Raw genomic sequence first — 20923 nt, forward strand, 5'->3', positions numbered from 1 at the left:
TGATCACGCTGAAGGTGGCGGCGAGTTCGGTGGTGGTCTGGTGCTGCCAGTCGACGGCTCGGCGCTTGGCTGTCGCACGGAGCCGGGCGATCTGGTGGTAGGTACGGGCCAGTCGCTTGGACGTCGTCCGGCCCGGGGGCGGATCCGGCGTTGGCGGGCGCTTTTCCGCTCCAGGCGGCGCAGGTGTTCCTTTTGGCCGGAGGTGAGCCAGGGGCGATGTTCGCGGTTGGTGCCGTCCGACAGGGCCAGCGCGACCGTGATCCCCCGGTCGATGCCGACCTGCGGACCCCGGTGCGCGGCGGCGGGTTCGACCAGGGGCTCAGTGCGGAACACGAGGTGCCAGCCATCAGGTTCCCTGACCAGTCGCGCCCCGGTGATGCGTCCGGCGGGGCCGCCTTTGGTGACGCCGGGCAGGTCCTTGGTCCACCGGAACCGGCCCCGCCCGGCCTTGGGCAGGTTCACCAGTCCCCACCGCCGGTTCAGCCGGATGGTGTTCAAGTGCTGAGCCTGGGGGACGTCCACGGCCATCCGGGACCGGGACCGGCTTTTGAAGGTGGGCCGCCGGGCGGGGTGGCCGGGATTGAGGAAGTTCACCCACGCCTGCCGGTAGGTCTTCAGCACCGCTTGGGCGGCCTGGGCGGGCAGTTGCCCCATCTAGTCGATCTCCCGGCGGGCCACCCGGATCGCCTCATCGCAGTCCTTCAACGACGCCAGCCGGCCCGGGCGGAAGGTGGCGTACTCGTGCAGCAGGTTCCACAGCGCGCGGGCGGCATGGGCTTGGCCGTCCAGCACGGCCACCTGGGCCGCGCTGAGATCAAGCCGAGCCTTGTGCGCCCGATGACGTTTCACCAACTCCACCGGCGGATCGTATCGTTCGGCTTATATCACCGTGCTGGAATCCAAATCTTGTCGTCTGCACGGGATGGCGTGTCGCCCACTGCCTTCTTTGCCGGGGCGGTCGGCGGTGCGCCGATCACGATGGTCTTCCCGTCATGTGCAAATCCTTCGAACGCGAACGGCGGTCCCTCTCTATCGCCCGATCCGCCGATTCGCTTTCACGGTCCGGGACGCCGCGTCCGTGTCGCGATCGGTGGGGTACGGGGTCCGCCGGGCAGCGGAGCGACGATAGGCCATGAGGAGGACGACGCGCGCCACGTCGCCGCCTAGCGTTCCCGTTCTCGCCCCGCCCGCCCAGGTGCGGGCCGGAACGCAAGGGAAGGTCTCATGCCGTCGCTCTCCGATCCACTTGGTTTCCGCAGATGGGCGGCGGGGGTGTGTCTCATCGTCGCGCCACTCCTCTACATCGTGGCCGCCGTCGTCGACCCGGCCCTGCGGCAGGGCGGTGACACCACCGGCGTCTACGGCAGGTATCCGGAGCAGGTCTCGGTCGCCGCCTCGCTGCTGCACTGGAGTTGGGTGCTGATGATCCCGGGAATCATCGGGATGATCCACCTCATCAGGCACCGGGGAGTCGTCTTCGGCCACCTCGCCGGCGGTCTCGCGCTGCTCGGCGTGGTGAACTTCTCCGGACTGATGCTCGGGGACTTCATCTACTCCCGGCTCGGCGAGCATCTCACCCTGCCGCCCGCCCAGGTCGAGATGATCGCCGAGCAGGTGCTCTCCGATCCCGGCGCCACCTTCGGGTTCCAGATCCCGGGCTTCCTCGGGCTGCTCGGCCTGTTCCTGCTCGGACTGGCCCTGGCCTACGCCGGCCACGGGCCGTGGTGGGCACCCTTCGCGATCATCGCGGGCGTCTTCGGCACCCTGATCTTCCCGATCGGCACGGTCGTGGGCGGCCTGCTCTACCTGGCCGGTTCTGGGGGGATCGGGCTGCGGATGCTGCGGATGAGCGACGCGGAGTGGGCCGGGCGGGAGGCGGCTCAGCCGGTCGTCGCCGAGGCGTCCAGCGGGAATCGGGCGGCCACCCGGTAACCGCCGCCGGGGACGGGACCGGTGGACAGCTCGCCACCGTGCAGCGCGGTCCGCTCGCGCATCCCGATCAGGCCGTGCCCACCCGGGCGCTGCCCGTTCGGGCCACGCCCGCCCCCGGTGCCGTCGTCGGTGATCTCCACATCCAGCCAGGTCAGGCCATGGGCGATGACGACGTCGGCACTGGCGGCGGGGGAGTGCTTCAGCACGTTCGTCAGAGCCTCCTGGATCACCCGGTAGGCGGAGAACGCGAGTCCCGGCGGCAGGGGGCGCGGCTCGCCGGTGATTCGGAGGCGGACGTCCAACCCGGCCTCCCCGACCTGCGTGACCAGCTCGTCCAGCCGCTCCAGGCCCGGCTGGGAGGCGCCGGGGTCCGGATCGCCGGTCCCGCGGAGCACGCCCAGCATGAGCTGGAGCTCCTCGACCGCCTCGCGGCCGGCCCGCTCGACCCCGAGCAGCATGTCGCGCTCCCGCTTGTGCTCCTCACCGAGCCGCATCCGCACCCCGCCGGTGTGCAGGGTCATCACGCTCACATTGTGCGAGACGATGTCGTGGAGCTCCCTGGCGATCCGGGTCCGTTCCTCCGCCACCGCCAGCCGGGCTCGCTCCTCGCGCTCCATCTCAAGGCGGATGGCGTGTTCCGCCAGCCGCAACGTCCGGTCTATCTGGCGACGCAGCAGGATGCCGCTCCCGTACGCCACGCCGATGAAGACGGCGGTGATCATGATTTCGGCGATGTCGTTGCTCTGGAACACCTGAATCTGCAGGCCGACGTACGCCGCCAGCACGCACGCCAGCCCCGCGATCCTGCGGGGGCTCCGCAGCTCCGCGGCGCTGGCCACGGTGTGGACGAGGATGAGCGTCGAGTAGAAGTGCCAGGCGGCGTAGTAGTCGTCGCCCGCCACCACCCGCACGGCCAGGCCGTTCGAGGTCAGCGCGAGGAGCAGGGTCATGGGGAACCTGCGCCGGAGCAGCAGCAGCGTCCCGGCGACGACCGCCCCCACCGCCAGCGGCACCGGGTCGCTGATCTGGCCGGGCTGGGAACCCTGGCGGCCGAAGGATTCGACCAGGCCGGTGATCCCCACGGCGAGGGAGAGAAGGAGATCCAGCCAGGTCGGCCGCCAGTCGCCGAGCAGTCTCCTCAGCACGGCAGGTTCCGCTGCCCGGGCCGCACGACCCCGGCCTCGTAGGCGAACACGACGGCCTGGGTCCGGTCGCGCAGGCCGAGCTTGTGCAGCAGCCGGGCGACGTGGGTCCTGATGGTCGCGTCGCCCACCTGGAACTCGCGCGCGATTTCGAGGTTGGAGAGCCCTCTGGCGAGCAGGAGCAGCACCTCCAGCTCACGCGGGGTGAGCGTGGCCAGCTCGGGCGGCGCGACCGGCTCGTGGTGTGCGGTGAACGAGGCGATCACCCGCGTGGTGGCCGCCGGATCGATGAGCGCGTCACCGGCCGCCACCACCCGTACCGCCTCGATGAGCTGCTCGGGAGGCGAGGTCTTGAGCAGGAAGCCGTTCACTCCGGCACGGAGCGAGGCGTGCAGGTTCTCGTCGGTGTCGAAGGTGGTCAGTATGACGATCCTGGGCGGATGCGGGTCCGCGAGCAGCAGCCGGGCGGCGCCCAGACCGTCCAGCCGGGGCATCGCGATGTCCATCAGCAGCACGTCCGGTCGCAGTCGCCGGGTCACGGAGAGGGCCTCCAGGCCGTCGGCGGCCTCCCCGACGACCTCGATGTCCGGGGCGGTCTCCGCGACGAACCGGAGCCCGGTGCGGATCATGGCCTGGTCGTCCGCGATGACCAGCCTGATCCTCGCGAGACCGTTTGTCCTACCAGGCATGCGCAGCAGACTACAGAGGCCGGCCGCCTACCGGCGACCCTCCCCGGAAGAGACGCGGGCCGGCCGGCCGTCCGCCGTGTGGCGGACCCGGGCTCCGCCGCTTGGCGGACGGCGCGCGCCTGGGACGGGTATTCGAGCCGGCCTGAGATTCATCTCAGGTTCGATCACTGTTCATTTAGGTGTTATCTCACGGTCCTTCTTATGATCAACCGCTATGAAGACTGACGCTGAGAACAATCTCCGCAACCGGCTGCTGGGCTCGGCCGTGTCGCTGGGCGTGGGCGCCGGAGTCGTTGCCTGGCTTTCGCCGGAGGGAACGGGCGGGGCCGGTCCGGCGAAGGTGGTGGAAGGCGCCTCGGCCTCCGGGTACCGATCGGTGACCGAGGCGGTGGCGAACGCGCCCTCATGGGCGAGCACGGCGATGGAGGTGGCCACCGACGGCACCCTCGTGCTCCTCGGGCTGATCCTCGTCCTGGTGTGGTGGACCGCCCTGCGCCGAAGGGACGTACGAGGTGTCGCCGGGACCGTCATGATCGGCGTGGGCACCGTCGCCGCCTATGCGATCAGCGAGACGGTGAAGCTGATGGTGATCGAGGAACGCCCCTGCCGGGTGGTACCGGGAGCCGCGGCGGCGATCGCGGAGTGCCCGGAGGTGGGGGACTGGTCGTTTCCCAGCAACCACGCCACCCTGGCCGCCGGACTCGCGGTCGGGCTGGCGCTGCTCCGTCCCCGCCTCGCCGCGGTGACCCTGCCGCTGGCCGCAGCGGCGGCGCTGCTCCGGGTGATGGTGGGGGTCCACTACCCGCACGACGTGTTCGCCGGTGCGACCCTCGCCGCAGGCGTGGTGACGGCGGTGCTGCTCGCGCTCACGCCGCCGGCGGTGCGGCTGGTGTCGCCGCTGCTTGAGCGCCTGGGCCGGAACGTTTCCGACCCCGAGAACCGGTACGGTCGCCGTCCGGCCGCCCCTGCGGGCAGGCACCGAGCCGGCCCTTCCCCCCGGCACGGGCAGCCGGCGGAGAATCTGCCCGCTGAGCCACATCACTTCCGTCCTTTCCTGGCCGACCTCCCGCAGACATCGGACAGCGGCCAGCACAGCAGACGCTTTTGATCCCGTTTTGATCACGGACGTTTTGATCCGAGGCCGAAGGAGCCGTTGCGCGACGTTGAACATCCGTTTCCGGGAGGCGCGAGAGGCCGGCACTACGATGGGAACGGTGGTCGCGCGGGCTCTTCCGCGTGGTGGGCGGGCTCGAAGGGCCCGTACGGAGTTCGCCCCGAGTGCCGCGGGCGATCACACGGACCGACGGGGAAGGCTCCCATGGACGAGGCCGGGCTGCAGAGGCTCGTGGACCAGGTCGTGCTCGACCTGGGGGGTGCCTTCGGAGCGGCGACGGTCGTGCTCGGAGACCGGCTGGGCCTGTGGAAGGCGATGGTGGGGGCGGGCCCGCTCAGCCCCGGTGACCTGGCCTGGCGCACCGGCACCAACGAGCGGCTCGTCGCCGAATGGCTCGCGGCCCAGGCATGTGCCGGATACGTCCGCTACCGGGACGGCGCCTACACGCTGACCGACGAGCAGGCGAAGGTGTTCGCCGACGAGACCAGCCCGGTGTTCATGACCGGGCTCGCCGAACTGATCTCCTCCGTCTACCGCGACGAGGCCAGGATCGCGGCGGCCTACCGGGGTGCCGGTGACCTGGCCTGGTCCGACCACGACCGGGCGCTGTTCAACGGCACCGAGCGGTTCTTCCGCCCCGGATACGCCGCCCACCTGCGAGACAGCTGGATTCCCGCACTCTCGGGCGTTGAGGAGAAGCTGACCGCCGGGGCCCTGGTGGCGGATGTCGGCTGCGGGCACGGCGCCTCGACCATCGTGCTGGCGGAGGCGTACCCGAACTCGCGATTCACCGGCTTCGACGCGCACGTGCCCTCGATCGTGCGGGCCCGCGAGCTGGCGCTGCAGGCCGGGGTCACGGACCGGGTGAGTTTCGAGACGGCCTACGCCGACGACTACCCAGGGGGCGGCTACGACCTGGTCTGCCTGTTCGACTGCCTGCACGACATGGGCGACCCCGTTGCCGTGCTACGGCACGTGCACTCCACCCTGGCACCCGACGGCACCGTGCTGCTGGTCGAACCGTTCGCGCACGGGCGGCTGCCGGACGACCTCAACCCGGTGGGCCGGCTCTTCTTCAACGCCTCGGCCACCATCTGCGTACCCAACGCGCTCGCCCAGGGCGGCACCGAGGCCCTGGGCGCGCAGGCCGGGCGGGAACGGCTCTTCGAGGTGGCCCGGCAGGCGGGTTTCACCCGGACCCGCCAGGCCACCGCCACCCCGTTCAACCTGGTGCTTGAGCTGAAGCCGTAGCGGCTGTCCGGTCCCCGCCGGCACCCGTGGGTCAGGACACCCGGGACGGTCTGGCGGTCCAGGTGTCGCAGGCGGCGGGGGAGAGGGCGCGGTAGCCGCGTTCGAACCAGCGGACCCGGTTGGCGCCGGTGCCGTGGGTGCGGTGGTCGCCCTCGTCGCCGTTGGCGTGGAGCGTCCCGGACAGCGTCTTCCAGTCCTGCTCGGTACGTGGCAGGGAGTCCCGTACGCTGCCCAGGAACACCCCCGATAGGCAGTCGGCCTGGAGCTCGTAGCGGCGGCGGAGTTCGAACTGGCGGGAGAGGTCGGCGCGGGCGCGCCTCTTGAAGTGGTCCCTGATGCCGGTGAGGCTCTGCAGGTGGTGGCCGTACTCGTGGGCCGCCACCTTGAGGGGGTACAGGTCGGTCCGGTCCTCGATCCAGGCACCGGTGAGCGGGAACACCAGTGTGGCCCGTTCCGTGCAGTAGAAGGCGTCCGCGCTCTGGGGCCAGTCCATCCCGCAGACGCGCCGTTCGGGTTCGGAGTAGAGGCGGACCGTGGGCGTGCGGAACCGCAGCCCGGCCCGAGCGAAGTGGGCAGACCACGAGGTGTTCAGACATTTCATGACCGCGGTGAGGTACTCGCCCGGCTGTGGAACGCCTCTGTCGATGAGTGGCGGCTCCGGGCACGAGGTGACCGCCAGCCTGCCGGACTTCAGCAACGAGGGCTTGGGCGCGGAGGCCTGCGCGACTCCGGCGGGCAGGACGGCAAGACACACGGCGGCCAGCAGGGCCCAAGGTCGAAGAGGCCGCCGGAAACCGGCGCGGGGCGGGAGGAGGCGCATGATCGGACAGCTTAGAACTCCCGGCGCCTTCGCTGCGCACGCGGCCCGCGCGAGCAGCGATCAGCGTGTTGAGGCGCCGTCCCACCCTCGCGCCGTCGAGCTCACCTCGTCCGCGGCCTGGCGGGCGTTCCCCGGTGGCACGCCGAAGGTCCGTTTGAACGCGCGGCAGAACGCCGCCTCGGACTGGTAGCCGAAGCGGCGGGCGACCACCGAGAGCGGCTCCGGTGTCTGCCGAAGGTGCATGCGGGCCAGCTGCATGCGCCAGTGTGCGAGATAGCGCATGGCGGACTCGCCGACCAGGTCGGTGAAGCGCGCCGAGAAGGCCGAGCGCGACATGCCGACCTCCTGCGCGAGCGAGGCGACGCTCCACTGCCGTTCGGGCGCGCGGTGGATCAACGCGAGCGCCCGCCCCACCTGCTCGTCGCGCAGGGCGGCCAGCCAGCCCTGGTTCGCCTCGGGCGCCGAGTCGAGCCAGGAACGGATCGCCTGGATGACGAGGATGTCGGCGAGCCGGGTGATGACGGTCTCCCCGCCCGGTCGCAGGGCGAGAGCCTCGCGGGAGATGAACTGGAGCGTGCTGTTGAGCCAGTTGGCGGCGTCGTCGTCCCAGGCGTCGATGTGCAGCACCTCGGGAAGTTGCGCGACGAGGCGCTGGGCCGCCACATGGTCGAAGCGCACGACACCGTAGGTGGCGTGCGTGACGTCCCCGCCGCCACCGTGGCGCATGATCTCGTAACACTCGCTGACCTGCTCGACCTGTATGTCGAAGAGCGGTTCGGTGTCGGCGTCGGGACCGCTCCGCAGCCGGTGCGGGGTGCCGTGCGGGATCAGGGTGAGGCTGCCCTGCCGGAGCAGGCGCGGCTCGGCTCCGTCGATCTCCAGCCGGCAACGGCCCGCGGTGACGACCAGCAACGTCATTGACCCGTCGAGCGCCGGTACGTCGACCCCCCACGGCGCGGTGAGCTCGGCACGGCAGTAGAGGGTGCCGGTCAGCCGGAGCAGGTGCAGGGTCTCACCCAGCGGGTCGGCCGGGGCGGGGAACGGGCGAGGGGCACTCGGCATAGCCGTCATGGTGTCACCGCTCTCGACCAACCGTCCACGAAACTGGACGAACAGCAAAGAAGTACGGACTTTTTTCTATTGTTGGTCCAGAGGCGCCGCGCGAGACTGGACTCGCCAGCGACCAAAGGAGCATCCAGAGCATGCGGCGACCCCACACCCTCGTCATCGGCTCGACCGGCAAGACCGGCCGGCGAATCGTGCAACGGCTCGCCGAGCGCGGCCACCCGGTCAGGGGCGGCTCGCGCCACCTCGACCCGCCCTTCGACTGGGAGCGGCCCGACACCTGGCCCCAGGCGCTGCACGGCGCCGAATCCGTCTACATCTCCTACTTCCCCGACCTCGCCGCGCCCGGCGCACCGGCCGCGATCGAGGAGCTGACCGTGTGCGCGGCCGACGCGGGCGTCCAGCGGCTGGTGCTGCTCTCCGGCCGGGGCGAGCTCAACGCGCAGCGCTGCGAGCGGATCGTCGGCGAGTCCGGCCTGAGCCACACGCTCATCCGGACGAGCTGGTTCTCGCAGAACTTCAGCGAGGGCCACCTGCGGGACTCGGTGCTCGGCGGCGTGATCGCGCTGCCGGCCGGCGAGGTCGCGGAACCGTTCGTCGACGTCGACGACATCGCCGACGTCGCGGTCGCCGCCCTCACCGACGACCGTCACTCCGGCCGGCTCTACGAGCTCACCGGGCCGCGCCTGCTGACCTTCCACGAGGCCGCGGCCGAGATCGCGAAGGCCGCGGACCGGCAGGTCGAGTACGTCGCCATCTCGTCGGAGGTGTTTCACGCAACCCTGGAGCAGAGCGTCGGGCTCGGCTATGCCGACCTGCTCACGGACCTGTGCAAAGAGGTGTTCGACGGACGCAACGCCTCGCCGGCCCATGGCGTACGCGAGGCACTCGGCCGCGAACCCCGCGACTTCACCGACTTCTGCCGGACGGCCGCCGCCTCCGGGGCGTGGAGATGACGAGCCCGCCGTACCCGCCGGAGGCAGCGGTGAGGATGCGGAACGCGAGACCACTGAGACTCGTCCTGCTCGTGTCCGGTGTGGTGGCGATCGGGATCGGCGCGGCGATCCTGTTCGCGCCCGCGGCCTTTCACGGTACCAACGGCATCGAGCTCGGGAGCGACGCCGGCCTGCTCAGCGAGACCCGGGCCGCGGGCGGCGCGCTGCTGGCGGCCGGTGTGCTGATCGCGCTCGGCGCGTTCGTCGCACGGCTGGCCTTCACCGCCACGGTCGTCGGTGCCGCGACCTACCTCGCCTACGGCCTGTCCCGCCTGCTGAGCATCGCGCTGGACGGGATGCCGGCGAGCGGGCTGGTGCTCGCGGCCGCGCTGGAGCTGATCATCGGGCTGGCCTGCGTCTTCGTCCTCGTGCGGTATCGCCACCATGGCGGGCGAGAGACCTCGGCCTGAGCCGAGCCGGTCCACCTCGCGGTCAGTGGCGGGACAGGGTGCGGGTGATGCCGGTGGCGATGGTGGTGACCAGCACCCAGCCCGCGATCACCAGCCCGTAGGCGACCCACTGACCGGCGCCGACGGGCTGGTACGCCTTCTCCTGCCCGAAGTCGATCACCGGGAGCAGCAGATCCAGCGCGTAGAACAGCGCGTTGAAAACGGGACCCTTGCCGGCTTCGGCGCGGGGCGGGTTGTGCACGGCGAACACGACGGCGCCGATGACGAGCAGGGCCAGAAACCACAGGGCGGCACGGACCGGACGGTAGCCGTACCCGACCGTGACGTCCTGCAGCCATCCCCAGGCCCGCGCGTGCCGCGGGAGCGCGGCGCGCTGCCGCCGCTGCTTGACCAGCAGTACGGTACGGGCGTCGACGTCCTGACCCAGTCGCCGGTAGGTGGCGGCGAGCTGCTCGTACGGCTGCGGCACGTATCCGTCGGGGTCGTCCCGCAGCCAGGCCAGGCGCCGGGCGGCGGGCAGCCGCGGTTCCAGGGCCTCGTAGGTGAGACCGTCCTGGCGACGCGGTGACCAGGTGTCGGGGTCGTCGAGGATGACCCCGATCCGGGCGTGCCGCAGGTCGACGGTGCCCTCGGGCGCCCGCGTGGGGCGTAGGTGCAGCTCGCGGGCCTGTAGCTGCCAGGCGGCCAGGGCACGGCCGCCCGGCGCGGACAGGGTCGCGTCGTTGAGATACAGGTACCCGCCGACGTGGGTTCCGATCAGGGTGAGTTCGCCTTCGGCGACGAAACCGCGCCCGCACTCCAGACCGCCGCCGACGCTCGCCCCGGCGAGATCGAGCGCCTGGCCACCGGGGTTGCTCAGCCGGGCACCGTTGAAGTCGGCGAACGTCCCGACGCGCGCGTCGGCGAGGCGGACCGCGCCCTCGGCCCGGAACCCCTTGGTGCACGACAGCCCGCCACCGACGCTCACCCCGTCGGCATCGAGCACGACCCCGCCGGACGCGGACAGGCTCGCGCCGGTCAGGTTCAGCGACCCCGAGACGCGCGCCTGGGAGAGGTCCACCCGCCCCTCGGCGCCGAGCTCGTCCGCGTCGAAGCTCCCCTCGACCTGCAGCTCCGCGGCCTGGAGCGCGTCGCCGCCGGGACAGCTCAGCTGGGCGCCGCTCAGGCTGAGCTCCCGGTCGATCCGCGAGTTGGCCAGCCGTACGGTGCCCGTCGCGCTGAACCCGACGCCCAGGTAGAGCCCGTTCTCGGCGGTGATCCTGGAACCGAGGAAGGCCATCCGGCCGGGGCGGTCGATCGTGGTCCCGGTGAAGGCGAACGGCCCGGCCACCCGGGCGTTGCGCAGGCTGATCATCCCGGTGACCGCCATCCACCGGCAGAAGACGTTCCCGTCGGCGATCAGCCCGTCCATGTCCAGCGCGTTCCGGCCGGAGGCCGTCAGGCGGGCATGATCCAGAATCACGGTGCCGCCCACCTTGACGTTGGCGAAGCCGACCTGACCCGTGGCGCCGAGCCCGATCGCGGAGATGCCCCGCCCCGCCTGGAGCCGTTCGCAGTCGATGTCCAGGCTCCGCGCGTGGCTCAGCGTGAGGCTCCCGGCAAGCTGGGTCCCGCGCAGTTCCACCGGGCCGGTGAACACGCACCTCTCCAGCCGTAGATGCCCGTCGATCTGCGCGTTGGAGGCGAACAGGCCCGGCAGGTGGGAGCCGTTGAAGCTCAGCTGCGGGCACCGCGCCCAGTACAGGCTGGGTTCCTCCTCGAAGAAGCAGGACAGGAACCGCGCGGAGTGACGGAGGGTGGAGTAGGCCAGATTCACCCGCTCGGTGATCCGGGCACCCTTGATCCGGAGCACCGGGATCCGATGCGACCGAGGAGGCTCCTCGCTCATCAGCAGGACGGCGATCACCCTGGCCCGGACCGTCCGCCCCTCGTCCCAGGCCGCCCCTGCCGCCGGGTCGTCCTCCTCCGGTTTCCCGGTGGTGAAGTCGACCTCCTCGCCAAGCGGAAACGCCTCCCACACCCGGCGCTCCGCCTCGGACAAGTCCTCAACCCGCACATCGCCCCCCTTTGCCCAAACACTGCCACCTTTTGATCGTTTGCGTCCAGGGGAGGAGTTGACGCTTCCCTCCGGTGGTCGTGGTCGCCAGGTCCGGGCGACATTTATCCCGTTGAGTTCTCGGAGACGATCTGTAGGTTGTCAGCATGTCTTCGTCGCTTCGCCCAGAGAAGGTCACCGCGGACAACCAGGTCATCGGCGAGCTGGCCCTGACCGGGCACCGAGCTGGATTCCGGATGGGTCCGGCCGAGGTCCGCCGCCTGACGACCGAGGACTGGAGGACGTTCCGTGATGTCCGGCTCGCGGCACTGGCGGACGCACCGGAGGCCTTCTCCTCCTCACTCGGGCGGGAACAGGCGTACGACGAGGCGCGGTGGCGTGCCGGGATGCTGCCGGAGCGCGGAGTGAAGGCGGTCGCGGTCGTTGAGGGCCGGGTGGCCGGGGTCGCCGGCGGCTGGGTGCCCGAAGGCCGGGGTGGGGCGGTCGAGGTGTACGGCATGTGGGTCGATCCGGCCGCGCGAGGCGCCGGGGTCGGTGCCCTGCTGGTCGAGGAGGTCGTCGCGTGGGCCGCCGAGCGCGGGCATCGGAGGGTCGAGCTGTGGGTCGTGGACGGCAACGACGGGGCGGCCCGGCTGTACCGGCGCCTGGGCTTCGAGGCCACCGGCGAGTCCGAGCCGCACACCAACGACCCCGGCGTCCGCGAACGGCTCATGGTCCGCGTGCTCGACGCCCGGCCCCGGGACCCTCACGGCACCTGAGGGTTCGTCAGGGCTGGAGAGGCAGGCACGGCAGCCTTTGTGTCAGTGGTTCGCCACCCCTCACCCGGTGCCGAGCGTCCTTTCGAAGACGCCGTAGGCGTCCGGGGTGAACAGGACGAACCGCAGGTCCGTGACCTGTGTCGGTGCGCTGCGTATGGCGCCGAGCGCGATGCGGGCGGCGTCGTCGATGGGCCAGCGGTAGATCCCGGTGGATATCGCGGGGAACGCGACGCTGGTCGCGCCCAGCTCGTCGGCGACCCGGAGCGACTCGCGATAGCAGGAGGCCAGCAGGTGCGAGCGGTCCTCGGCGGGGGAGAAGACGGGGCCGACGGTGTGGATGACCCACCGGGCCGGCAGGTCGCCCGCGACGGTGGCCACGGCCTGGCCGGTCGGCAGCCCCTTGCCGTAGTGCGAGGCGCGCAGCTCGCGGCAGGCGGCCAGGATCGCGGGGCCGCCGCGCCGGTGGATGGCCCCGTCGACCCCGCCGCCTCCCAGCAGCGAGGAGTTGGCGGCGTTGACGACGGCGTCGACCTGCTGCGCGGTGATGTCCCCCTGGACCAGCGTTACCTGCACGAGGTCGAGTCTGCCAGCGGAACCTCGATTTCCGGCGCCGATTCCACCGGCTTGACGCGGGTCTCGGTGCGGAACTGCTCGAAGCCGACCGCTCCATCCTGAGTGGCTATTGGTTGTCCGCGACTCCAGGCAGGGTCAGGTGCGCGAAGTCGCCGGGGTAGCGGGCCAGTTGCCGAGCCTGTCCGGTGTTGACGTCGACCGCGTAGGTGCCTGGGGACTTCCTGTCCCGGTAGACGATCGTGACCTCGGATCCACTCCGCCAGAGAGTGGTGTTGGAGATGCCACCGTCCTTCGGCAGGCCGCGGATGGCGACCTTCCGCAGGGTCCGCCCGGTCTTGGCGTCGAGCAGGGTGAACGTGTGCCTCCCGTCTTTCTGCCACTTGAAGGCGGCCACCGTGCGGCCGTCCGGGGAGAGCTCGCTGAACATGATGAACGCGCCGTCGAAGCGCACCGGTGTGCCTCCGCCGGTGACGGGCATCAGCCACAGGTCGGTCTTGACGTACCGGACCAGCGCGGCGACGCCGTCCTTGATGCTGATCGCCTCGAACTTGCCGGGCACCGACACCGTCCTGCCGGTCCGCATGTCGATCAGCAGCCCGGGATCCTTACTCCCCTCCTGAGGGTCGAAGATCACATAGCGGCCGTCGTCGGAGAGGACGAGCATGGACCCCGGCCCGATCCGTTCCTCCTTCACCGTGACGGAGGAGGTCACCTCGGAGCCGCTCACCAGGTCGCGGACCACGTGCGCCTGGGCCTGACGGCTGTAGTAGGCGAACATGCGCCCGTCCCGGCTGATCGCGACGGGTACCGGTCGATCCTTGGTGTTCCTGACGAGCGCCTGCGGCACCCGGTAGGTCGTGCCGGTGCGGGTGACCACCCGCCACTCGATGGCGCTGCAGTCGGGTGGCAGCAGCCGCTCCGCGTCGACCTCGCACTGCGTCTGGTACGCGTGGCTGAGCGCCCCTGTCCTGCCGTCGGGCAGATCGGGCACCGCGTCCACGCTCCGCGACGTGGCCGTGTCGCCGCCGCGCGACCCGGGCAGCGCCACGGCCGCCGTCGCCGCGCCGAGCACCGCGACCGCCGCGACGGCGGCCAGCGTCAGGGTGGTACGCCGCCTGCGCCGGTGGCCGGCGACGACCAGGTCGGCCAGGTCCACCAGGGGGGCCTCATCGGCGATGCCGTCCAGCGCTTCACGCAGCCTCTTCACTGGGCCACCTCCCTGATCTCGGAATCGGACAGCAGGTGCGTCAACTCGGGCGTGAGCGTGCGCAGGCGGGTCAGCGCGTGATGGGCCTGGCTCTTGACGGTGCCCACCGAGCAGCCGAGCGCCTCGGCGGTCTGCGGCTCGGTGAGGTCCTCCCAGAAGCGCAGCACGATCACGGCACGCTGCTTGGGGGTCAGCTTGGCCAGCGCCCGGCGCAGCACGATCCGGTCGAGTGCGGCCTCGTCGTAGGAGGCGCCGCGGTCCGGCGGGTCGGCGCTGGGTGACTCAAGGCGCGGCCGGCGCCGCCAGGAGATGTACTGGTTGACCAGCGCCTTGCGCGTGTACGCCTCCGGACTGCCGCCCCTGGACAGCTTGGGCCACTGCCCCGCGACCTTGATCAGGACGCTCTGCAGCAGGTCCTCGGCGAGGTGGGCGTCTCCCGTGAGCAGGTAGGCGGTCCGCATCAGCGCCTGCTGGCGGGCGAGCACGAACTCGCGGAAGCCGTCGTGGTGATTCAAAGTGAGCTCCTCTCGCCCGTTCCTAACGCGACTCGCCGGGCGAATGGTTGTAGCCCTTTCTCTTTTTTCGTGTCGGAGCCACCGCTCTTCGAGGATCACCATGCGGCAGTTCGCCCGCCGACACAGCGAGCCCACAGGCCTCGGCATGCCGGTCATCGGACGTCATGGCTGGAAAGGTCCGCGGATGGGGCACTTCCGCTGGGTGTCCGTCACAGCGGAGTGTCGGCGGGGTGGATCTCGCGCACCCGTTGCACCTCAGCCAGGAAGATCGTGAGGTTTCACCGGAGCGCCGGAGCGCTCGGCCACGTCGATCGCGGCGGCGGCCAGGGCCAGCACGGGAAAGATCGCATGTGACGGTACCCGGTAGACCCCCCGCTCGGGCTGCTCGACCAGCCCGGCCGAGGCCAGCGTCTTGAGGTGGTGGTACAGCTGGCCGGGGGAGGCGAGGGCCAGCTCGGCCTGCAGGTCGGCGATCGGCTTGGGCCCGACGACCAGCGACTGCAGGATCTCGAAGCGCGCCGGATGCCCGGCGGCGGCCAGCACCGCGGCCAACGGCCCGGTCGGCTGCTGGAGCAACCAGCCGGGGCTGCGGGTCACCTCCCACAGCCACTGGTAGCCGCCGAGTCTGGCCTGGCCGCCGTAGGTGATCAGGCCGGTGTCGTCACCGGCCGCCGGTGGCTTGGGGACGGTGAGTGCGGCCTCGAGGGCGGCGACCCGCGCCTCGAGGTCCTGGAGCCGGTCGTCGACACTGGTCAGGGTTGCCTCACTTCAATGCTGCGCGGACTTTCGCGAAGAAGACGGGATCGGTCGCCATCCGCACAATGAACTGCTGATGAGCATAGCTGCGCATCCCGGAGAACCAGGTCGCCTCAGGCAGTCGCCGCAGTGCGAAAACGGTCTCGCGTGGCTTCTCACCTGGCCGGACGATGTACATGGCCTCGCTGATGACGCCGGGCAGCGCGCCCCCCTTGGTGCCGATGAGGAGTGTGCGGGGGTCGGCGCCGGGCTGGCGCATCGGCCACTCCAGGTGCCTGCTCGCCGTCCTGTCCTTCCTGAGTCCGGCGAGCACTTCGCGCAGCACGCCAGGTTCGACGCGGGTCACGGTTTCGGCCCAGGCAGCCTGCTGGGCGAAGCCGGGGAGCGTGGGCCGCACCTGCGTACCGGCTTTGACGTAGTTCTTCAGACAGACGTCGGCGGGCAGCGTGCAGCCGCCGAAGGCGCGTAGTATCTCGCCGTTGATGGTACCGACGCCGGTCTGTGCGATCTTGCGCAGCGCGCCGGGGCCGAGGCGGTCACGCAGCAGGTCGGCGGCGGCGTTGTCACTCTCCTCGATCATGGCGGAGACGACCTGGTCGAGCGTGACGCTCGCACCGGGCTTGAGCCGTTCGAGCGCCGCTTCGTGGGCACCACCATCGGTGCCGGGCAGGTGGTAGGCGTTCCACAGGGCCATGGAGACACGTTCGCCCGGCTTGACCCTTCCCTTGCGGACGGCGTCGGCGTAGGCGGCGAGATGGATGATCTTGATGGTCGACGCCACCGGGGTGAGGCGATCGGCGTTGTGGCTGATGCCCTGGGTCACCAGCGCGACGTCGTCGGGGTGGGCCTGGATGTAGGCGAGTACGGCCTCAACGTCCTTGAGTTCGGCGGGGTCGGCGCCGGCACCGGTCATCGGGGCCACCAGCGCTGTGGTCAGGAGCATGCCGAGGATGGATTGCATTCCTCGATTTAACCATAAATTCGAAATTTCGGAATATAGAGTTTTGAGGCTGACGGGTAGTGGCCGCGGTCACTGCCCGATGATGAGCGTCGACCGCCGACCGGTGAGGCGATGACCCGCCGGGTGTCTCACCGAGAAGTGGTCGACTACGAAAGGGGTGGGGACCTTCTTTGCCGGAGAGGGGGCCGGGGGCGGCGGCGACCGGTTATCGCCCTCCTGCTCGGTGCTCTGGAGGCAGGCCGGCGAGACACGACCAGGCCGGGACGTGTCGCAGGTACGCCGCTGTCCACCGATGAAAGGGGATCTCGGATGGGCGAGGTCGACATCGCGCGATTCCGCGCCACGGTTCAACTCGGCCGTAGTAGTTCGACGAGTTCCGGGGCGATGCCGGGGAATTTCCGGTCCGCGGTGAGCAGTGCGTCGGCCCCCACCGTACGGGCGGTCGCGATGATGAGGGCGTCCGGTACCCGGATTGTCAGGTCCGCGGCTCTGAGCAGGGCCGCGCTCTCGGCCGTCGCCTCGTCCACCTCGACGATCCGGTCGATGACGGCGGCACGGAACGCCTCAAGCATCTTCTCGGCCGCGGCCCCCTTGCGGACCGCACCGACCCGCAGTTCGCTCCAGGTGATCACGGAGACGGCGAACGAGGCCGCCTTGCCCTCCCAGCGGCGGACCGCGTCACCGGCGTGGCCGTGCAGCGCGTCGTCAGGATTGAGCAGGCCGGCGATGACGTTGGTGTCGAGCATCACGGTTGGCACCGGTCAGCTCCAGCTCTCGCGACTCGTCTCGACGTCCACGGCCTCGGTGAAGCCGGGGATGGTGCCGATCACTCCGTCGAGACGGCTGCGGTGTCGCCGGATGATGATCTGGCCACCCTCTTCTGCGATGTCAACCGGATCCCCCGCGTGCAGGCCGAGCTTGCGCAGCACCGCCGCGGGCAGGGTCACCTGGTTCTTGCTGGAGATGCGCGCCGGCCCCGTACGCCTGGCACGTGTTCTCTTGCCGTGCTCCATAACCTTTACTGTAGCCATCACAAGTAAAGGCTAAACGGCGTTACCTTGGGTGTGTGGGTGATTTCGAAAAGTTACCACCACTCGCCGGTCAGGTGAACCTGAGCGTGATGGCGTCGCTGTGTCCGGACCAGTTCAACGTCAGACGCCAGCACCCAGCCTTGGGCAGGTTGACCGACGAAGGCCCGGGACCTCCGTCGATCTCGCGGACCACCGACGTCGTCGTCCCGTCCAGCGTCGCCTTGATGCTCAGCGGCCGCATCGGCTGCTGCGGCAGCCGCGAGACCCAGAGAATCTTGTTCGTGACCTCAGGATCGGTGGAGGCCACCAGCGGATAGCTGAACAGCACGGCGATGATGTCGCCGTGCTCGCCGAACACGTGGGCCACGCCCGAGCCGTCATCGCTGAACCCGCTCCTCGCCCAGGTGGGCAGCGCGTCCCGGGTGACGGTGGAAACGCACGCGCCGGCCGGCGGCCGGGCGCCTTCGGCTCTGGGCGCCGGACCGCTCGCCGAGCATCCTGCAGCCAGCATGACGAGTGCGCCGATGGCCGGCAGGCCATATTTGATCGCGGTCATGCTCCATCCTCCACGATGTAGAAAGAACCTCTCGTGTGGATTGTCCGCTGCGGACCGAAAAAGGCCAGGGCGCTGTGAGCCCCCACAGGGACGCTGTCGATCAGCTCGCCGAGCACCGCACTGACGCCACCCGGCATCCCCTGGAGGAATAGTGCAGGCCGACTACGAAGGCGAACCGGCCCGGGATTGGACCTCGGAGCCGGGATGCTCGTGGCCACGTGGCCACGGCGCCGACCGCCCGGGGGTGGGACGGAGCCCTCCCCCTGGGGCGGCCCGGCTGAAGCCGGGGTCAGATCGGGGATACGCGCAGCGCGGCGATGAACCATTCGAAGGCGGGGACACCGGGCGGAAACGGCGGCCTGCCGTTGAGCACGCCCACGAGCTGCCAGTACCGCTCCACCCGGCGGTCGGTGAACGTCTCCACCTGGTCGGCCACCCGGGTGCGGTCTCCGGCGGGCAGCGCCGGATCCACGATCCGATCCAGGACGGCCCTGCCCTCGGCCGACTCGGGGCTGATGCCGGTAGCCACCGCTCTCCCGGCATGCTCGAGGACCAGAGTGGGGTCGTACGGCTGCGGCCCGGACTCGTCGCCGGGTGTGGCGCCGGCCACCGCCATCTGGCGTACACGTTCCTGGAAGCCGGCGTCACCCACGAGTTCGGCGAGTTCCAGCCAGGCCTCCACCTGTTCTGGGGTGGGTTCGTCCGGCAGCTCTGCCGGGATCTGGCGCATCGAGGCCGCGATGTGGGCCCCTGGCGCCTGTGGGTCGATGCCGTCGAACGTACGGTCGACGAAGTCGTCGATCATTCGCTGCCGTTCCTGAGCGGACAGGCGGATCAACTTGTGCATGAGCATCATCTCCTCGGTCGTGCTCTCCTGTTGGGCGATCGACCGCAGCACTGCCCGGCGCAGATGGAGGGAGCGGATCTGGGTGTCCAGCGCCCGCACATGTGCCCGCGCGACATCGGCCACCGTGCACTGCCTGGTAAGGACCTTCTGGACGGTGTCGAGGTCCAGCCCCAGTTCGCGTAGCGTTCGCACCAGGTCAAGCCGGGCCACCGCCTCCATGTCGTACAGGCGGAAGCCGCCCACCGACCGGCGCGTCGGCGGGATGACATCGATGTCGGACCAGAAGCGGATGGTACGCACCGACAGGCCCGTACGGTCAGCGAGCTGTCCAATGGTGAGCAGTTGGTCGCGGTCGTTCACCGCAGCAGCATGAACCCTCTAGTCACTGGAGAGTCAAGCCGATTGCACGGTTCCTCGGGTCGATGGCCATCGGTCACCGAGCCGGGTCGCGGTTCCGAGGAGGTTCGTCACGACACCGCGCACGATCCGGTTCGGCCTCGGCTCCTGACCGGCATCCGGCCAGGGGTGGCCCTCCTCGGCAGGATCAGTGGTCCGGTGACCGAGGACAAGGCTTGATCTTGTGCGGTGGCGGTTCTGTCGGTGGCGAGTCGTACGGTGGCGGCGTGATCATCATTTCGGGTTGGATCAGGGTTGACCCCGGTGCTCGTGACGCCTATCTGCGGGGCTGTGTCAGCGTGGTCGAGCAGGCGCGTGCCTCGGCCGGCTGCCTCGACTTCGCGCTCGGCGCCGACCTCGTCGAAGCCGATCGGATCAGCGTCTACGAGCGCTGGGAGTCCGAGGAGAGTCTCGACGCCTTCCGAGGCTCCGGGCCGAGCGACGACCAGACGGTGATGATTCGCGACGCCGAGGTGGTCCGCTACCAGATCTCCGGAGCCGGCCCCGCCTGAGTGGGTCAGCCAGGCCAGCCGGCCGGGTTGGAACACGACTCGCGTGAGATTTTCGATCCGGTGTCCGGGAAAGTGCCATGGCGCTCGTGGTGCGGGTGGGCGAAGAAGTAACACATCTCCTCGCACTCGGCATCCAGCACCGCCTTCTTCGGATCCTCGGCCACCGCGGCGTAGAAGTCGCGGCCCAGCGCGACGATGAAGCCACGTGCGTAGAGGAAACCGTCATCGGGCGATGACCAGCCGATATCGGCGGAGGCGGTGTACGACACTCGCTCGATCTCTACAACCGGATCACTGCACGGGTGTACTGACGGCCAAAGGTGGACGTTACTCGAAGGCTATCTGTCGCCGCAGGTCAGAGGCGTGATCGCGCGTCACGCCGAGCTTTCGGATTCAGTACGTCAATGCGACGGCCATGTCGGTAAGTTCCCAGGTCGGGACAGACCGCAGAGCGACACGGGCAACCGATCGTGACGTCGGGTAGTTGATCAAGTACGTTCGGTTGCGGGATGGTGTTCGGGTACTGATCGAACCTGCCCAGGAGGCACCATGTTGCTTGCCCGCCATCTGCTGTCCGGCGCCATCGCCGTCGTCGCCGCGAGTGCGGTCACCGCCCTGCCCGCCGAGGCCGCCGTCCAGCAGCCCGCTGCCCACGCTGCCGTCGTCGGAGATGCTGTGTGTCTGGACGCCACCAACGGCCGCGCCAACGGCACCCAGGTGCGCCTGTGGCAATGTCTGAACCACACCAACCAGAAGTTCGTGATCGACGATGGCATGATCAAGGTCAAGGACACTCTCGGCTCGGCTACCCCGATGTGCTTGGACGCCACCAACGGCCGCGCCAACGGCACCCAGGTGCGCCTGTGGCAATGTCTGAACCACACCAACCAGAAGTTCGTGATCGACGATGGCATGATCAAGGTCAAGGACACTCTCGGCTCGGCTACCCCGATGTGCTTGGACGCCACCAACCACCGCGCCAACGGCACCCGGGTGCACCTGTGGCGATGCGCGAACACCAACACCAACCAGAGGTTCGTGACCGACGCCGGCATGATCAAAGTTAAGGACACCCTGGACTGATCGGCAGCCACGCCGGAAACACAGAGGGCCGGGACCACCCGTCCGCGTCCTGGGCGGCGGCGCGGAGCGCTGCCGCCTGGTTGACCTACACAAGTTTCGGCCGGTGCTTCGGAGATCGCACAGCTCATCATGAAGTCCGATTCCGCCGGAAACTAGCAGGAATTCACCAGCGCCTCTACCACGCCCCTGAACAGCAGGACTACGACCTCACGGCTTGATCACGGACTTCCCTGAAGATATCGCCACACCCAACA

Annotated in this window: 25 protein-coding genes; 8 read left to right on the forward strand and 17 right to left on the reverse strand. The window is 69.8% G+C overall.

What is annotated here, in order from left to right; all coding sequences use genetic code 11:
* Window positions 1-3: 3 nt before the first annotated feature.
* Window positions 4-654: a hypothetical protein gene (locus tag ACQP0P_RS14145; protein WP_433376024.1), complete on the reverse strand. Its 651-nt coding sequence runs from the start codon at window positions 652-654 to the stop codon at window positions 4-6.
* Window positions 655-858: a hypothetical protein gene (locus ACQP0P_RS14150; RefSeq protein ID WP_433376027.1), complete on the reverse strand. Its 204-nt coding sequence runs from the start codon at window positions 856-858 to the stop codon at window positions 655-657. It abuts the gene before it with no gap.
* A gap of 366 nt (window positions 859-1224) precedes the next feature.
* Here ACQP0P_RS14150 and ACQP0P_RS14155 point away from each other — a divergent pair, with 366 nt between their 5' ends.
* Window positions 1225-1932 (forward strand): hypothetical protein, encoded by a 708-nt coding sequence (locus tag ACQP0P_RS14155; RefSeq protein WP_433376030.1) that lies wholly within the window; start codon window positions 1225-1227, stop codon window positions 1930-1932.
* Here ACQP0P_RS14155 and ACQP0P_RS14160 read toward each other — a convergent pair.
* Window positions 1881-3077 carry a sensor histidine kinase gene (locus tag ACQP0P_RS14160; protein ID WP_433376033.1) on the reverse strand — a complete coding sequence of 399 codons (1197 nt, stop codon included), beginning with the start codon at window positions 3075-3077 and terminating at the stop codon, window positions 1881-1883. The genes ACQP0P_RS14155 and ACQP0P_RS14160 overlap by 52 nt on opposite strands.
* Window positions 3071-3763: a response regulator gene (locus tag ACQP0P_RS14165; protein ID WP_433376036.1), complete on the reverse strand. Its 693-nt coding sequence runs from the start codon at window positions 3761-3763 to the stop codon at window positions 3071-3073. The genes ACQP0P_RS14160 and ACQP0P_RS14165 overlap by 7 nt, the downstream gene beginning before the upstream one ends.
* A gap of 214 nt (window positions 3764-3977) precedes the next feature.
* On the opposite strand from ACQP0P_RS14165, the gene ACQP0P_RS14170 reads away from it, so the two are divergent.
* Both ACQP0P_RS14170 and ACQP0P_RS14175 read left to right on the forward strand, forming a co-directional pair.
* The gene (locus tag ACQP0P_RS14170; protein ID WP_433376039.1) at window positions 3978-4871 is read left to right on the forward strand and encodes a phosphatase PAP2 family protein; all 894 of its coding nucleotides are present in this window, start codon (window positions 3978-3980) and stop codon (window positions 4869-4871) included.
* A gap of 210 nt (window positions 4872-5081) precedes the next feature.
* The gene (locus ACQP0P_RS14175) at window positions 5082-6128 is read left to right on the forward strand and encodes a class I SAM-dependent methyltransferase (protein WP_433376042.1); all 1047 of its coding nucleotides are present in this window, start codon (window positions 5082-5084) and stop codon (window positions 6126-6128) included.
* 31 nt (window positions 6129-6159) lie between these two features.
* Here ACQP0P_RS14175 and ACQP0P_RS14180 read toward each other — a convergent pair whose 3' ends face one another.
* Window positions 6160-6948, reverse strand: a complete 789-nt coding sequence (locus tag ACQP0P_RS14180; protein WP_433376045.1) for a neutral zinc metallopeptidase — start codon at window positions 6946-6948, stop codon at window positions 6160-6162.
* Window positions 6949-7008: 60 nt separating this feature from the next.
* Complete coding sequence (locus ACQP0P_RS14185) at window positions 7009-8010, reverse strand: AraC family transcriptional regulator (protein WP_433376048.1); 1002 nt, start codon at window positions 8008-8010, stop codon at window positions 7009-7011.
* 140 nt (window positions 8011-8150) lie between these two features.
* Between ACQP0P_RS14185 and ACQP0P_RS14190 the strand changes: the two genes are divergently transcribed.
* Complete coding sequence (locus ACQP0P_RS14190) at window positions 8151-8969, forward strand: NAD(P)H-binding protein (protein ID WP_433376051.1); 819 nt, start codon at window positions 8151-8153, stop codon at window positions 8967-8969.
* A 35-nt stretch (window positions 8970-9004) separates the two neighbouring features.
* Window positions 9005-9418 carry a DUF4345 domain-containing protein gene (locus ACQP0P_RS14195; protein ID WP_433381863.1) on the forward strand — a complete coding sequence of 138 codons (414 nt, stop codon included), beginning with the start codon at window positions 9005-9007 and terminating at the stop codon, window positions 9416-9418.
* Window positions 9419-9440: 22 nt separating this feature from the next.
* Here ACQP0P_RS14195 and ACQP0P_RS14200 read toward each other — a convergent pair whose 3' ends face one another.
* Window positions 9441-11474: a hypothetical protein gene (locus ACQP0P_RS14200; RefSeq protein WP_433376054.1), complete on the reverse strand. Its 2034-nt coding sequence runs from the start codon at window positions 11472-11474 to the stop codon at window positions 9441-9443.
* Window positions 11475-11620: 146 nt separating this feature from the next.
* On the opposite strand from ACQP0P_RS14200, the gene ACQP0P_RS14205 reads away from it, so the two are divergent.
* A complete protein-coding gene (locus ACQP0P_RS14205; RefSeq protein WP_433376057.1) occupies window positions 11621-12232 on the forward strand; it encodes an N-acetyltransferase family protein in 612 nt (203 codons plus the stop codon).
* A 60-nt stretch (window positions 12233-12292) separates the two neighbouring features.
* On the opposite strand, the gene ACQP0P_RS14210 is transcribed toward ACQP0P_RS14205, so the two are convergent.
* The 9 genes from ACQP0P_RS14210 to ACQP0P_RS14250 form a co-directional block, all read right to left on the reverse strand.
* Complete coding sequence (locus ACQP0P_RS14210) at window positions 12293-12805, reverse strand: O-acetyl-ADP-ribose deacetylase (RefSeq protein WP_433376060.1); 513 nt, start codon at window positions 12803-12805, stop codon at window positions 12293-12295.
* Between the two features lie 106 nt (window positions 12806-12911).
* On the reverse strand, window positions 12912-14012 hold the full coding sequence (locus tag ACQP0P_RS14215) for a hypothetical protein (RefSeq protein WP_433376063.1): 1101 nt from the start codon (window positions 14010-14012) through the stop codon (window positions 12912-12914).
* Window positions 14009-14527: a SigE family RNA polymerase sigma factor gene (locus tag ACQP0P_RS14220; protein ID WP_433376066.1), complete on the reverse strand. Its 519-nt coding sequence runs from the start codon at window positions 14525-14527 to the stop codon at window positions 14009-14011. The genes ACQP0P_RS14215 and ACQP0P_RS14220 overlap by 4 nt, the downstream gene beginning before the upstream one ends.
* A 255-nt stretch (window positions 14528-14782) precedes the next feature.
* Window positions 14783-15124 carry an ArsR/SmtB family transcription factor gene (locus tag ACQP0P_RS14225; protein WP_433376069.1) on the reverse strand — a complete coding sequence of 114 codons (342 nt, stop codon included), beginning with the start codon at window positions 15122-15124 and terminating at the stop codon, window positions 14783-14785.
* Between the two features lie 166 nt (window positions 15125-15290).
* Window positions 15291-16244 carry a serine hydrolase gene (locus ACQP0P_RS14230; protein WP_433376072.1) on the reverse strand — a complete coding sequence of 318 codons (954 nt, stop codon included), beginning with the start codon at window positions 16242-16244 and terminating at the stop codon, window positions 15291-15293.
* 347 nt (window positions 16245-16591) lie between these two features.
* The gene (locus ACQP0P_RS14235) at window positions 16592-17002 is read right to left on the reverse strand and encodes a type II toxin-antitoxin system VapC family toxin (RefSeq protein WP_355612555.1); all 411 of its coding nucleotides are present in this window, start codon (window positions 17000-17002) and stop codon (window positions 16592-16594) included.
* Between the two features lie 3 nt (window positions 17003-17005).
* Window positions 17006-17257 (reverse strand): AbrB/MazE/SpoVT family DNA-binding domain-containing protein, encoded by a 252-nt coding sequence (locus ACQP0P_RS14240; protein ID WP_355612552.1) that lies wholly within the window; start codon window positions 17255-17257, stop codon window positions 17006-17008.
* Between the two features lie 88 nt (window positions 17258-17345).
* Window positions 17346-17831, reverse strand: a complete 486-nt coding sequence (locus ACQP0P_RS14245; protein ID WP_433376077.1) for a hypothetical protein — start codon at window positions 17829-17831, stop codon at window positions 17346-17348.
* Window positions 17832-18120: 289 nt separating this feature from the next.
* Window positions 18121-19038 carry a MerR family transcriptional regulator gene (locus tag ACQP0P_RS14250; protein WP_433376080.1) on the reverse strand — a complete coding sequence of 306 codons (918 nt, stop codon included), beginning with the start codon at window positions 19036-19038 and terminating at the stop codon, window positions 18121-18123.
* 263 nt (window positions 19039-19301) lie between these two features.
* Between ACQP0P_RS14250 and ACQP0P_RS14255 the strand changes: the two genes are divergently transcribed.
* On the forward strand, window positions 19302-19586 hold the full coding sequence (locus tag ACQP0P_RS14255) for a putative quinol monooxygenase (protein WP_433376083.1): 285 nt from the start codon (window positions 19302-19304) through the stop codon (window positions 19584-19586).
* Between the two features lie 5 nt (window positions 19587-19591).
* On the opposite strand, the gene ACQP0P_RS14260 is transcribed toward ACQP0P_RS14255, so the two are convergent.
* Complete coding sequence (locus ACQP0P_RS14260) at window positions 19592-19855, reverse strand: hypothetical protein (protein WP_433376086.1); 264 nt, start codon at window positions 19853-19855, stop codon at window positions 19592-19594.
* Between the two features lie 280 nt (window positions 19856-20135).
* Between ACQP0P_RS14260 and ACQP0P_RS14265 the strand changes: the two genes are divergently transcribed.
* Window positions 20136-20669 (forward strand): RICIN domain-containing protein, encoded by a 534-nt coding sequence (locus tag ACQP0P_RS14265; RefSeq protein WP_433376089.1) that lies wholly within the window; start codon window positions 20136-20138, stop codon window positions 20667-20669.
* Window positions 20670-20923 lie beyond the last annotated feature (254 nt).

This window comes from Streptosporangium sp. CA-115845, from assembly GCF_050943795.1.
Classification (GTDB): Bacteria; Actinomycetota; Actinomycetes; order Streptosporangiales; family Streptosporangiaceae; genus Streptosporangium.

Bases quoted from the DNA above. Each gene is read 5' to 3' on its own strand.
- ACQP0P_RS14185 (WP_433376048.1), bottom strand. From the start codon at position 8,010: ATGCCGAGTGCCCCTCGCCCGTTCCCCGCCCCGGCCGACCCGCTGGGT.
- ACQP0P_RS14190 (WP_433376051.1), top strand. From the start codon at position 8,151: ATGCGGCGACCCCACACCCTCGTCATCGGCTCGACCGGCAAGACCGGC.
- ACQP0P_RS14230 (WP_433376072.1), bottom strand. From the start codon at position 16,244: ATGCAATCCATCCTCGGCATGCTCCTGACCACAGCGCTGGTGGCCCCG.
- ACQP0P_RS14155 (WP_433376030.1), top strand. From the start codon at position 1,225: ATGCCGTCGCTCTCCGATCCACTTGGTTTCCGCAGATGGGCGGCGGGG.
- ACQP0P_RS14165 (WP_433376036.1), bottom strand. From the start codon at position 3,763: ATGCCTGGTAGGACAAACGGTCTCGCGAGGATCAGGCTGGTCATCGCG.
- ACQP0P_RS14245 (WP_433376077.1), bottom strand. From the start codon at position 17,831: ATGACCGCGATCAAATATGGCCTGCCGGCCATCGGCGCACTCGTCATG.
- ACQP0P_RS14170 (WP_433376039.1), top strand. From the start codon at position 3,978: ATGAAGACTGACGCTGAGAACAATCTCCGCAACCGGCTGCTGGGCTCG.
- ACQP0P_RS14240 (WP_355612552.1), bottom strand. From the start codon at position 17,257: ATGGAGCACGGCAAGAGAACACGTGCCAGGCGTACGGGGCCGGCGCGC.
- ACQP0P_RS14205 (WP_433376057.1), top strand. From the start codon at position 11,621: ATGTCTTCGTCGCTTCGCCCAGAGAAGGTCACCGCGGACAACCAGGTC.
- ACQP0P_RS14145 (WP_433376024.1), bottom strand. From the start codon at position 654: ATGGGGCAACTGCCCGCCCAGGCCGCCCAAGCGGTGCTGAAGACCTAC.
- ACQP0P_RS14195 (WP_433381863.1), top strand. From the start codon at position 9,005: ATGCGGAACGCGAGACCACTGAGACTCGTCCTGCTCGTGTCCGGTGTG.
- ACQP0P_RS14180 (WP_433376045.1), bottom strand. From the start codon at position 6,948: ATGCGCCTCCTCCCGCCCCGCGCCGGTTTCCGGCGGCCTCTTCGACCT.
- ACQP0P_RS14175 (WP_433376042.1), top strand. From the start codon at position 5,082: ATGGACGAGGCCGGGCTGCAGAGGCTCGTGGACCAGGTCGTGCTCGAC.
- ACQP0P_RS14265 (WP_433376089.1), top strand. From the start codon at position 20,136: ATGTTGCTTGCCCGCCATCTGCTGTCCGGCGCCATCGCCGTCGTCGCC.